Consider the following 12,230-nt stretch of genomic DNA (forward strand, 5'->3'; position numbering starts at 1 on the left):
GTTCCTGAAAGTGTAGGAAGTTAGCATCCCGGTACAGCTCGGACTGTTTGAGAGAAATGATTTTAGCCGCGAGCTCGTCACCGAGTGCATGAGCAGGCTTGCAATTCGTGTTCTTGTGAATCAGAACCGCAGGCCCTTCCTGGATAAATCCTTTCTTTAATCTGATTACCTGGCGATTGCTTAAGCCTAGACTAGATGCAGCCTGTGCAAGGGTAAAATCTCCGTCAACAAGCTTTTGCAATATGGTGTACCTGTTTAGTTGTTTTTGGGACAATTGATAATGCACCTCGTTGTTCATAGTGACATTTTATCGCGATAATCTACAAGGTGACATTATCACAAGTTAAACACATTGCCGGGACTATTACCATTGACAATCGTCTGACAAGGTGATAAAATATTCTACGTTGTTAAATATAATACCTGCGGGAGTGGCGGAATTGGCAGACGCACCAGACTTAGGATCTGGCGGGTAACCGTGGGGGTTCAAGTCCCTTCTCCCGCACCATATTAAAAAAAGGCTTTCAGGATTTGTCCTGGAAGCCTTCATTTTTTATTGCACATGCAAAGGGTCAGAATTTTTACATGGCGTGCAATCTGCTGGAAGCAGGCTGGTATAAGATCAATTTTGTATGCCAATAATAAGCTAAAATATCCCGGAGGTAACTTGAATGGCCGATATTTTATCTTGGGCGCTACTCATAACTCCCTGGTTTTTGCTATTGTTATTAGATTTAAGACGAGTAAAACGTTTTCTATCAGTCGCTTTTTTTACCTTAGTCTTGACTTCAATTACTTGGCAATTAGCTGAAACATACGATTGGTGGAAAATAGAACATAATTTGTTTTTTCTCACAAATATTTCGGCTTTTAATTATGGATTTTTGCCTATTGCCACGATTTTTGTATTCTATTTTACGTATCCCAATGTTTGGCTGTTTTTTGGAGCGAATTTGGCTATGGATGCATTTCAAGCATTTGTAGTCAGTCCTTTTATTTTCGAAAAGATCGGACTTTACCAAATGCTTCGCATGTCTGATTTTGGTCTTTTTCTGTTACTATATTCGATGGTACCTATCTTATATCTTTATCAAAGATGGTACGAAAAAAAAGAGTGAACCTCCGCTTATGATAAGACGACTCATCCAGCGCGAGCAGACCTCAAAAAGGCTGTAGGAATTACTTTCGGACGGGTTCTGACGCTCCCTGAGCCCTGCGCTACGAGCCAAAAGACCGCGCCGGCGGTTTTTCTTAATCTTTGTAACCGATTTTCCTCCACTTTCATAAGATGTGTTGTTAGAAAGATTAGAATAGGCTAAAAGGAGGAATTTGTATGGGTTTTGGTGGCTTTGGCCGTGGTTGCGGCAGTGGCGCAATTTTGATTATAGTGATTATAATCTTATTATTCTCTTGTTTTGATAACGGCTGGTCTTCCAGCTGTTAACATCTACATCCGGCAGCATGTAAAACTCTGTATGGTTTAAATCGTGTTTCTCCTTATCCCTCATTCCGGTGAGGGATTTTTGTTTTGTCCACTTTTCTCAGTCCTTTGTCATTCGACAATAATTCTCCTGATGAAGATAAACTTAGTGAATTTTTAAACGAAATATAAACTTGCTATTTACTTTGTGGCTATAAATTGGAAATATTGTCATCATAAATTCAGGGTGCGAAAATGTGGATTTTGTGATTCATAAGGAAGGTGCCGGAATTTTAATTGTCATGTTTTTTTATAAACTGGATGATATGATTGAGATTATTGGTTTTTATGGCAGGAGATACCATTTAATTTGTTGAAATGTTTCAAAAATAGATGGCATAAGAGGGGGGAGACTTGGATGAAGGCATGCAGTTATGAAGGCAGGATTGCAGAAAGGGACGGATTTTGCCGGCCGGGCGAAAATGGAAGCCGTGATTTGACCAGGGCAGGGACACAGTGGGAGACATGCCAAATCAATTATGAAGTGTGCGATGGTAAATGGGGATTCTATCCCCGGGAGATTGTTCATTTTACCGCCCAGGCTTTTGGACCACGGGGAAACTATTGTGCGGGAAGGTCTCCTGAATTTGAAGTGAGTGTTTTTACTTATTCCGGCCGGCCAAGCAATAAATGCACAGAACACAATCTTGCTCTGCAGGTATTGGCAGATGAATTGATAAAGGAGAACTGGCAGCCTTTAGAAAGTGGCGGACACGACTGGTTTAGTCTTCGGTTTCGCCGGCTGGTCAAATAATCACCGGAGTAAAAGCAAAAGACGTTCCGGACAGGCGAAACGTCTTTTGCTTTTATTTTGGTTATTTTTTTAGATGGTAGGGAATGGTGGTGACGATTACGTTTTCTTTTAGGATTAGCAGAGTGTGCAGGATCCATCCCGTTTGATTATGAAGCAGACGATGCCACCATTTTTTTGTCTGAAATTCCGGAATGAGTACGGTTATATAATCTTCAGGCCGCTTTTTCTTTTCCGTTTCTTCAATATAGTCCAATAATGGCTGGATTACTAAGCGATAAGGGGAATATACCGTGACTAGACGAACTCCGGGGTTGAATTGATTCCATTTTTCCGCGACTTTGCGGGAAGACTCCACATCCGTGGCGATGTGCAAAGCGACGATATCTTCACTGATGGTTTTAGCGTACTTTAAGGTTTCCGCCACAACCCGGGTCGGTGTTGCAATGGGTACAATCACCGTATTCCTTCTTTTAATTGCCAGTGAATCCGATATATCTGATGCCAGGTCATTTAAATCCAAATGCAATTGTTCCGCCATGTCCTTATAATGAGCATGAATGCAACGGAATACATAGATCATCAACGGAATAAAAACAAGAACCAGCCAAGCCCCGTAAAAGAATTTGGTGACGGCAATAATGAGTACGACCAGTCCCGTAACCGACGCGCCCAAGCCGTTGAGTATGGCGCGGGCCACCCAGCCTTTGCCTTTTTCCTGCCGCCAATGCTTTACCATGCCGGTCTGAGCGATCGTGAAGGACAGGAAAACACCGATTGCGTACAGGGAAATAAGATGGTCCGTGTTGCCCTGATAAACCACAATTAAGATACCGGCGACAATGCTGAGCAGCACAATGCCGTTGGAGAAACTGAGCCGTTCCCCCCGGGTGCCCAGATAGCGGGGCATGTAACCGTCCTTGGCCAGGATGGAAAGCAGAGGAGGCAAGCCGTTGAAGGATGTATTGGCAGCCAGATAGAGAACAATCATAGTCGTAATTTGAATGTAATAATAAGCCCAGGAACGCCCCAGGGTTTTTTCTGCGACTACGGACAGGCAGGTAACATCTTTAATGGGAAGGATATGATAATGCATAATTAGAAAAGAAATACCAACAAACATAGTACCCAGAATGCCGGACATTAAATAGGTTGTAAAAGCGGCGTTTTTTATTTCCGGCTTTTTAAACATGGGCACACCGTTGGAGATGGCTTCAATCCCTGTCATGGAGCTGCAGCCGTTGGCAAAGGCACGGAGAAGCAGAAAACTCACGGTCCAGTCCCATTGGCGGCTCAGGGATTCGGGCGGCAAAACCGGCCCGCTTCGGGTAACCGCTTGATAGACGCCTGCGCCGATTAAAGCCAGAATGCCAAAAATAAAGGCATAAGTCGGCCAGACAAAGGCATTGGACGATTCCCGCACGCCGCGCAAATTGACCAGCATTAAAATAGCAAAGAGAACGAATAAATCAATGGATATTTCATGCGGTATTAAAACGGGAAATGCTGAAACGATGGCGGCGGTACCGGCGGACACACTTACGGCAACCGTCAGGGTATAATCGGCGAACAATGCGGCTGCGGCAGTTAAAGCCGGCAATTCACCAAGATTATGAATTGCCACGGAATAAGATCCGCCGCCGCCGGGATTTACTTTAGCGACTTGCACGTAAGACAGTGTAACGATTGTCAGCAAAATCAGGATAGCCAGCGCTACCGGTGCCATAAACCCATAGGTAAGTGTGCCCGGCAGAACGAGGATCGTCATGATCATTTCCGGACCGTAGGCTACGGACGAAAGCGCATCGGACGAAAATATAGCCACAGCTTTCCAGATAGGCAGTTTTTCATGGGACATTTCCTGATTATGCAATGGTCTTCCAATTAATAATCTTCTGAGAATACGCATCATACGAATAACCCCCATATAACTATGTATAAGACCTTTAAAACAATTTGGATAGCTAAAAAATAAAAAAACGGCACGAAAAGTTGCAGGTAAAGCAAAAACGCTTTCCCGGAACTTACGTACCAGCCTACACGACGCCAAAGAATTACTCCTGCGTATTGTCCACCGATAACATAAAGTTACGTTTATAATTTTATTTTTTTTTCCAAGTTTACATCCAGAATATAAATTTCTACTCTTTCGCCCGTTTTTGTACTGATATCGCTATGACTGCTGATTACGCGACATCCCGTGAGATGTGAAATCAGGTCTTCCGCCTCGGCGCTGAAGGTTTCCCTAAGTACCTGGCGCATTTCTTTAACGACCTGTCGCCCCTTGGATGATTTGACCAAATGGGTTTCCTCGACAGTTAACACTCCTTTTAAGCGAATTAAGACCATGTCTTCAATAATATAGGCACGGGCCGCCTCGGGACCGCGGCCAATCAAGGTGCGTTGAAATTTAATGAAGGCATCGCTGATTTCCGTTTCCAATTTTATCTTATCAATTGGCATTTGTGGTTCCTCCATAAAAAAGAAGACCTAACGGTCTTAAGACCTCTTGCTTTCGCCTGCGAAGTTAGCTGACGGGTAGGATGGCAAGAAAGTAAGCATCCCTTCTGTCCGGAACAGAATTAACCCCAGAAGTTGGTTCCTCCGCTTCCACTAAGGAATTCGGCGTTTTGAATTCTGATATTCATTATACAAAACCTACGTTAGAAAGAAAGTTTGGTTTAACGGCAATTTATGGTACTTATGGCGAATGTTTACGCTAAATATGATTAAAATTGCCGCGAGGCGTTGCTTTGCAATCATTTTCTATACGGTATGCTGTTTTTCATAGTATTCATCTCAATCAATGATTGTATAAAGAAAAAGGTGCCTGATAAAGCACCTTAAAAGAGTCTTTCCGGCTATATACAGAAAAAAAGCGTGGTTAACGGTTTGGCCAGCAATGACGGGGATAACAGCCGTGAGGATAGCAGGGGCGCGGAAAGCAGCCGATGGGGAAGCATTGACGGGGGAAACAACCTTGACGGGGGAAACAACCTTGACGGGGGAAACAATTATGACGGGGATAACAGCCATGAGGATAGCAGGGACGCGGAAAGCAAAAGACCGGGGGACATGGCCGGGGAAAGCAGTTGCGAATCGGCCAGCATGGCGTGCTTGAAGGAAAGCAGCCAATTTGCCGCTGGTATTCTTCCTCTTCGTCGTCTATATCTAATTCTTCAAAATCTTCCTCGCCTTCGTCCTCGTCCCATTCTTCCATGCGGGGTTCTTCCCATTTGGGAAGGTCGTATTTTCTTTTATCGGACATAGTTATTCCTCCTCCCATTTACCTGTGTAGGGATTATACGAACAGTTTGCGGAGCAAGCCAGCCAGTTGTGAGCCGGGTCGGTTCCCTGAGCAAGGGGACGGCAGTCATGACAGGCATAACGGTATTCGCAATCCTTGCATTTTTCGATGGAATCTTTGGTAAGGTGCCAGCATTGTTGTAATGGCTGTCCGTTAAGTATGTCGGCTAACGAAGCGGTAAGTATGTTGCCGTAAATCTGACTTCGCGCAAAGATGCACGGAATTACATTTCCATCGGCAGTAATGGCCAGTTTTCCGTGCAGGCAGGAGTTGTTTGTTTGAGCGGCTTCAAAGGAGAACTGGTCGGTATGAAACGGTGGTTTAACCGGGGGCTTTTTATAAGCCTGAGGTAAAAGGTCTTTGTCGTCCCCTCTGCCGGTCGGACGGACTACGTCGGGCGGATTGACCTCTACGCCCAGTTCGGCGCATAAAGACATGATATTTTCCGCTTGATCCTCATTTGCTTTCATAATAATGGAAGCGATTCGCAGCGGAATATCGGCGGCCAGTATCTTTTTTATTGCCTGGAGGGTCTTGTCGAAGCTTCCCGGCTGCAAGGTTACCCGGTCGTGTACGGCGGCGTTATCGGCGTAAATCGTTGTGGCAATACTTACCTTGTAATCTTTAAAAAACTGAATGCATTCGTCATCAATGAGGGTAGCGTTTGTAAAGATTTCGATGAGCTCAAATCCTTCCGCGTGAGCTTTTTTTACTAAGTCGCGCCAACCGGGATACAGGAGCGGCTCGCCGCCGATTAACTGGATGGCGGTGGCGCCTGCCTGGCGCGCTTCACTGATTAAGGACAGCCAGCGCTCGTGAGGAATCTTGTCTTGATTGACGCAAGGCCCGCTGGCGGCATAACAATGCAGGCATTTGTTGTTGCAGCAAGAGGTCAACTCCAGCCAAAGAAAATCAAGTTTGTCGTTGGTTGCCGCAGCGGTTGAGGTAATTGGCTGCGGCTGTTTAATATAAAATGCGCCGATTCCTTTCGCTGTGAGTTGATCTATAAAATTCAAATACACTTGATCGTCCGGGTCGCTTACATCAAGCAGGTCTTCGAGCGTATGTTCACGACAAGCGTTTAAAAGGTCAACAGCGCCACGATTGACCGAGTATACCTTGCCGGTATGAAAATCGTAGATTGCGCCCCGGAGTTTTCCTTCTACCAATTGACAGTGGCCATTCAGTTGATAATACAAAACGCTCAGTTCGCCCCCTTTTATCGGTTTGGTACATAATATGCAAAAACAGGAGGGCTGGTGCCTGCCGGCAGTATGGTTTCCTATTGTTGAGAAAAGTAATTGGCTTGACAAAAAGAAAAGGTTTATATATAATGAAAAAGTCATTTACAAATGCGGAAGTAGCTCAGTGGTAGAGCATCGCCTTGCCAAGGCGAGGGTCGCGAGTTCGAATCTCGTTTTCCGCTCCATGAGATATAGACTCCCAGCAGGATGCTGCTGGGGTTTTTTGCATATCTCTTGTTTTTGTTGTACAATTATGGTATGATGTGGGGCATGGTGGATTGGGGTCTAAATTTTTGTCAATTCTGGTAATACTAAGGTTGGCAAAAAAAATGCGACAATCATACAATTACATAAGGGGGACATGGCATAAATGAAGGTAACAGCGGAAAAAATAGACAATCATAAAGTAGTTCTAGAAATGGAAGTACCGGCGGCGGAAGTTACGAAAGCAATTGACAAAGCCTATCGTAAACTTGCCAGCCAAGTAAATATACCCGGTTTTCGCAAGGGCAAAGCGCCGCGGCAGATTTTAGAGATGCGCCTGGGTAAAGAGGCAATGCTGGATGAGGCGTTTGAAATTTTAGCGCCGGCAGCCTATCAGCAAGCCCTGGAGGAGCAAAAGATTGAACCGGTCAGCAAACCGGAAACGGAAATTGTAAATTTAAAAGAAGGAGAAGACCTGACTTTTAAAGTCACTGTAGTGGCTAAGCCGGAGGTTGTTCTGGGGCAATATAAAGGGTTAACGGTTGCAATGCCGGAAGTAGAGGTTACCCCTGAACAAGTAGAACAGCACCTGGAAAATCTTCGTAACCGGCAGGCCAAGATGGTTGTTGCCGAAAATGCAATATTAGATAAAGGCGATTTTGCAATTATTGACTTTGAAGGCTTTGTAGACGGCCAGCCTTTTAAAGGCGGTGATGCGCAGGGTTATCCGTTGGAAGTTGGTTCCGGCAGTTTTATTCCCGGTTTCGAAGACCAGCTTTTAGGGGCTAAAGCTGAGGAAGAACGGGATGTTCAGGTGACGTTTCCCCAGGACTATTTTGTAGCTGAGTTAGCGGGAAAAGAAGCGCATTTCAAAGTAAAAATCAACGATATTAAACGGAAAGAATTACCGGTGTTGGATGACGAATTCGCCAAGGATGTCAGCGAGTTTGATACGCTGCAGGAATTTAAAGCCGACATCGAGAATAAATTAAAGCAGAACGCCGAACAAAAAGCTGAACAGGAATTCCACAACAATGCCATCAAGGCCGCAGTGGAGAATATTACGGTGGATATTCCTGAAGTAATGGTTGAGCATCGGATTGATAACATGGTGGAAGATTTGAGCGTTAATTTGCAAAATCGCGGCACCAGTATCGAAAAGTATTTGGAATATGCCAAAATGGATATGGCGGCTTTACGCCAAAGTTATCAGGAAGCTGCACTTTATAATGTAAAGACCGACCTTTTACTGGAAACGGTAGCCAAAGAGGAAAGCATTAAAGTCGAACCGGAAGAACTGGAAGCCGAGATTGCGGCCATGGCGCAAGGATATGGCCGTAAGGTGGAGGAAGTCCGCGATGTAATCCTGAAACAAGGCCATGTAGGGGCGTTGGCCAACTCCGTTGTCCGTAAAAAAGCGGCTCAGGTGATCATTGACAGTGCAGTAAAAGAATAATTGAGTACCGAGGTGTTTTCTATGAGTTTTGTTCCTATTGTAGTAGAGCAGTCTAATCGCGGCGAACGGGCGTATGATATTTATTCACGCCTTTTAAAGGACAGAATTGTTTTTGTCGGCGGACCGATTGATGATATGATGGCAAATTTAATTATCGCCCAGCTATTGTTCCTGGAATCGGAAGACCCCGATAAGGATATCCAGATGTACATCAATAGTCCGGGGGGAGTGGTAACGGCGGGATTGGCCATTTATGACACTATGCAATATATCAAACCGGATGTTTCAACGATTTGCTTAGGTCAGGCCGCCAGCATGGGTTCCTTGCTGCTAACTGCCGGGACGAAAGGCAAACGGTATGCTCTTCCCTATGCGCGGATCATGATCCATCAGCCGCATGGCGGGGCGCAGGGCCAGGCTACGGATATCGAGATTCAAGCGAAAGAAATTCTCCGCTTGCGGGAAATCGGTAATGATATTCTGGCCCGGCATACCGGACAGCCAAAAGAAAAAGTTCAACGGGATGTAGAACGTGATTTCTTTATGAATGCAGAAGAAGCAAAGGACTATGGTATTATTGATTCGCTTATAGTCCGGGGCGAAAGGCGCAAAGAGACTCCCAAATAGAGAGGTGAGGACATGTTAAAATTTGGGGATGACAGGGGCCAATTAAAATGTTCATTTTGTGGTAAGTTGCAGGAACAGGTGAAGAAGCTGGTTGCCGGTCCGGGTGTCTATATTTGCGATGAATGCATTGAGCTTTGCAATGAGATTATTGAAGAAGAACTCAGTGAAGATGTTGAGCTGGAACTGAGAGATGTCCCCAAGCCGAAGGAAATCAGAGATACTTTGGATCAGTACGTGATCGGACAGGATGAAGCGAAAAAAACGCTGGCAGTAGCCGTTTATAATCACTATAAACGGATTAATATGGGGACTAAGGCCGATGATGTTGAATTGCAGAAATCCAACATTGTTATGCTGGGACCCACAGGAAGCGGCAAAACATTGCTGGCCCAGACACTGGCCAAAATCCTCAATGTTCCTTTTGCGATTGCCGATGCCACATCGTTGACGGAAGCCGGTTATGTAGGCGAGGATGTGGAGAACATCCTGCTGAAATTAATTCAGGCTGCCGATTATGATGTGGAAAAGGCGGAAAAGGGAATTGTCTATATTGATGAAATTGACAAGATTGCCCGTAAATCGGAGAATCCATCCATAACGCGGGATGTTTCCGGTGAAGGCGTTCAGCAGGCGCTGCTTAAAATTTTGGAAGGAACCGTTGCCAGTGTGCCGCCGCAAGGAGGACGTAAACATCCGCATCAGGAGTTTATTCAAATTGACACCACCAATATTTTGTTTATTTGCGGTGGCGCTTTTGATGGGATTGATAAAATTATCAGTTCCCGTACAGGCAAGAAAACGATGGGATTCGGAGCGGATATAAAGAGCCGGGAAAAGAAAAAAGTCGGCGAGATTCTTCGGAATATTTTACCCGAGGATTTGCTTAAATTTGGATTGATCCCCGAGTTTGTCGGCCGGCTGCCGGTGATTGTTACGTTAGATGCGCTGGACGAGGATTCTTTGGTTCGCATTTTGGTTGAACCTAAGAATGCGCTGGTAAAACAATACCAGAAATTCATGGAATTGGATAACGTTCAGTTAGAATTTAAAGACGATGCGTTGAAGGCGATTGCCGGCGAAGCCTTGAAACGGAATACGGGCGCCCGGGGGCTGCGGTCTATTATTGAAGGGATTATGCGCAATGTTATGTATGAGATTCCTTCCCGGACCGACATAACGAAATGTATTGTTACTAAAGAAGTGGTCGTAAATAAAGAAGAACCCATTTTGGTAGCAGCAGACCGCAAAGCCAAGAAAAAAGAAGAATCAGCTTAAAAATGGAGGGATTTACCTCCATTTTTTTTTGCCTTTTATAGCGGGACTGCCGCTTATTACCAGGATAAAATTAGATTGTCGGCCCATACTATCAATACAATAAAATAGTAGATAATTGCTGTGGAAAGGGGGTTTGAAGCAAAGTGGACTATGCTGTTAATATTATTAGTCTGATCCAAGTATTTTTTGCGATCGTAATTGGTTTGTACTTTTGGAATTTATTACGTTCGCAACAGGGAAACCGGGTTGCCGTAGAAAAAGAATCCAAAAAGGAAATGGACCGGTTGCAGCGGCTGCGGGAAATATCATTAACGGAACCATTGTCGGAGAAAACACGTCCTTCCACATTTTCTGAGATTATCGGTCAGGAGGAGGGATTAAAAGCGTTACGGGCGGCGCTTTGCGGGCCGAATCCACAGCATGTTTTGGTATATGGGCCGCCCGGTATTGGCAAGACGGCAGCAGCCAGGTTAATTTTAGAGGAAGCAAAAAGTAATCCGCTGTCACCCTTTGGGACAGAAGCAAAATTTATTGAGATGGATGCCAACATAGCCCGGTTTGATGAACGCGGGATTGCCGATCCCTTGATTGGTACGGTACATGATCCAATTTATCAGGGGGCCGGGGCAATGGGAGTGGCCGGTATTCCCCAGCCTAAGCCGGGAGCTGTTACCAAAGCTCATGGCGGCATTTTATTTCTGGATGAGATTGGGGAATTGCATCATATCCAAATGAATAAACTGCTGAAGGTGCTGGAAGACCGGAAAGTATTTCTCGAAAGTTCCTATTATAATAGTGAAGATACCAACATCCCTACACATATTCATGATATTTTCCAGAAGGGGCTGCCGGCCGATTTCCGGCTGGTAGGAGCGACAACGCGGACGCCGCAGGAAATTCCACCGGCCATCCGTTCCCGGTGTGTAGAAATTTTCTTTCGCTCCTTATTGCCGGACGAAGTCGGGAGCATCGCGCAAAACGCGGTAAAAAAGATTGATTGCACAATGGAAGAAGCCGCGCTGGATGTAATTAAACGCTATGCAACGAACGGGCGGGAAGCAGTCAATATGGTTCAGATTGCTGCGGGAATTGCCATGAATAATAAGAATCGATGCATTACCCGGACCGATATGGAATGGGTCGTTAACTTTGGCCAATATGCGCCGCGTCCCGAGAAAAAAATTCCACCTAAACCGCAAGTCGGTTTTGTTAACGGACTGGCCGTTTATGGACCCAATATGGGAACCATGATGGAAATTGAGGTTTCGGCTATGCCGAATCCTTATAATACGGGTAAATTTATTGTGACCGGGGTTGTGGATGAGGAAGAAATCGGCGCGTCGGGGCGGACTATGCGGCGAAAAAGCATGGCCAAGGCTTCGGTGGACAATGTACTTACGGTATTGCAGAATTATAAACAAATTGATTTACGAAAATATGATATTCATGTTAATTTTCCCGGTGGCGGACCGATAGACGGTCCTTCAGCCGGAATTACGGTGGCCAGTGCTATTTACTCCGCGATTTCTAAAATTCCTGTAGACAATACGGTGGCAATGACCGGGGAAATTTCCATCCGGGGGCTGGTTAAACCGGTTGGCGGTGTTACTGCCAAAATTGAAGCGGCTAAACAGGCCGGAGCCCGCAAGGTGATTATTCCGAAAGAAAATTGGCAGGAAATGTACCGGGGACTGGATATCGAAGTAGTCGGTGTGGAAAATATCGACGAAGTTTTTAAACACGCGTTGCTGGAAAATAATGAAAAGGTGCATCTGGGGGTCGTTGTGCCACAACACGACCTGTTAACGGCAGCCGGAGTCAATTAAAAGCAAAACGGATGGGAACGGATGAAATTTGTTCCCATCCGTTTTTTGTTATAGTTTCAC

Annotated in this window: 11 protein-coding genes, 2 tRNA genes and 1 riboswitch; of the genes, 8 read left to right on the forward strand and 5 right to left on the reverse strand. The window is 45.3% G+C overall.

Going from position 1 to position 12,230, the window contains the following annotated elements:
* Window positions 1-298: helix-turn-helix domain-containing protein (locus LUCIF_RS07175; protein WP_207857165.1), on the reverse strand; the 298-nt coding region annotated here is incomplete at its 3' end.
* 127 nt (window positions 299-425) lie between these two features.
* On the opposite strand from LUCIF_RS07175, the gene LUCIF_RS07180 reads away from it, so the two are divergent.
* From LUCIF_RS07180 to LUCIF_RS07190, 3 genes are all read left to right on the forward strand, one after another.
* Window positions 426-508: transfer RNA gene (locus LUCIF_RS07180), tRNA-Leu, on the forward strand.
* A gap of 163 nt (window positions 509-671) precedes the next feature.
* Entirely contained in the window at window positions 672-1,118 is a 447-nt protein-coding gene (locus LUCIF_RS07185) for a hypothetical protein (protein WP_122627207.1), read from the forward strand.
* A 720-nt stretch (window positions 1,119-1,838) separates the two neighbouring features.
* On the forward strand, window positions 1,839-2,234 hold the full coding sequence (locus LUCIF_RS07190; protein WP_122627208.1) for a hypothetical protein: 396 nt from the start codon (window positions 1,839-1,841) through the stop codon (window positions 2,232-2,234).
* Window positions 2,235-2,295: 61 nt separating this feature from the next.
* Here LUCIF_RS07190 and LUCIF_RS07195 read toward each other — a convergent pair whose 3' ends face one another.
* From LUCIF_RS07195 to LUCIF_RS07210, 4 genes are all read right to left on the reverse strand, one after another.
* Window positions 2,296-4,143, reverse strand: a complete 1,848-nt coding sequence (locus LUCIF_RS07195; RefSeq protein ID WP_122627209.1) for an APC family permease — start codon at window positions 4,141-4,143, stop codon at window positions 2,296-2,298.
* 182 nt (window positions 4,144-4,325) lie between these two features.
* A complete protein-coding gene (locus LUCIF_RS07200) occupies window positions 4,326-4,694 on the reverse strand; it encodes a Na-translocating system protein MpsC family protein (protein WP_122627210.1) in 369 nt (122 codons plus the stop codon).
* 38 nt (window positions 4,695-4,732) lie between these two features.
* Window positions 4,733-4,869, reverse strand: a riboswitch (cyclic di-AMP (ydaO/yuaA leader).
* A 246-nt stretch (window positions 4,870-5,115) separates the two neighbouring features.
* The gene (locus tag LUCIF_RS25805; RefSeq protein ID WP_126720581.1) at window positions 5,116-5,499 is read right to left on the reverse strand and encodes a hypothetical protein; all 384 of its coding nucleotides are present in this window, start codon (window positions 5,497-5,499) and stop codon (window positions 5,116-5,118) included.
* A gap of 2 nt (window positions 5,500-5,501) precedes the next feature.
* Window positions 5,502-6,737, reverse strand: coding sequence for a radical SAM/SPASM domain-containing protein (locus LUCIF_RS07210; RefSeq protein ID WP_122627212.1), 1,236 nt, complete (start codon window positions 6,735-6,737; stop codon window positions 5,502-5,504).
* Window positions 6,738-6,892: 155 nt separating this feature from the next.
* Between LUCIF_RS07210 and LUCIF_RS07215 the strand changes: the two genes are divergently transcribed.
* From LUCIF_RS07215 to lonB, 5 genes are all read left to right on the forward strand, one after another.
* Window positions 6,893-6,967 (forward strand) — tRNA-Gly (locus LUCIF_RS07215).
* 185 nt (window positions 6,968-7,152) lie between these two features.
* Entirely contained in the window at window positions 7,153-8,442 is a 1,290-nt protein-coding gene (gene tig / locus LUCIF_RS07220; protein ID WP_122627213.1) for a trigger factor, read from the forward strand.
* A 21-nt stretch (window positions 8,443-8,463) separates the two neighbouring features.
* Window positions 8,464-9,069, forward strand: coding sequence for an ATP-dependent Clp endopeptidase proteolytic subunit ClpP (gene clpP / locus LUCIF_RS07225; RefSeq protein ID WP_122627214.1), 606 nt, complete (start codon window positions 8,464-8,466; stop codon window positions 9,067-9,069).
* A gap of 12 nt (window positions 9,070-9,081) precedes the next feature.
* On the forward strand, window positions 9,082-10,344 hold the full coding sequence (gene clpX, locus LUCIF_RS07230; protein ID WP_122627215.1) for an ATP-dependent Clp protease ATP-binding subunit ClpX: 1,263 nt from the start codon (window positions 9,082-9,084) through the stop codon (window positions 10,342-10,344).
* A 143-nt stretch (window positions 10,345-10,487) separates the two neighbouring features.
* Window positions 10,488-12,170, forward strand: a complete 1,683-nt coding sequence (gene lonB, locus LUCIF_RS07235) for an ATP-dependent protease LonB (RefSeq protein WP_122627216.1) — start codon at window positions 10,488-10,490, stop codon at window positions 12,168-12,170.
* Window positions 12,171-12,230 lie beyond the last annotated feature (60 nt).

Source organism: Allolucifera butyrica (genome assembly GCF_900476375.1).
Taxonomy (GTDB): Bacteria; Bacillota; Negativicutes; order Sporomusales; family UPPP01; genus Lucifera; species Lucifera butyrica.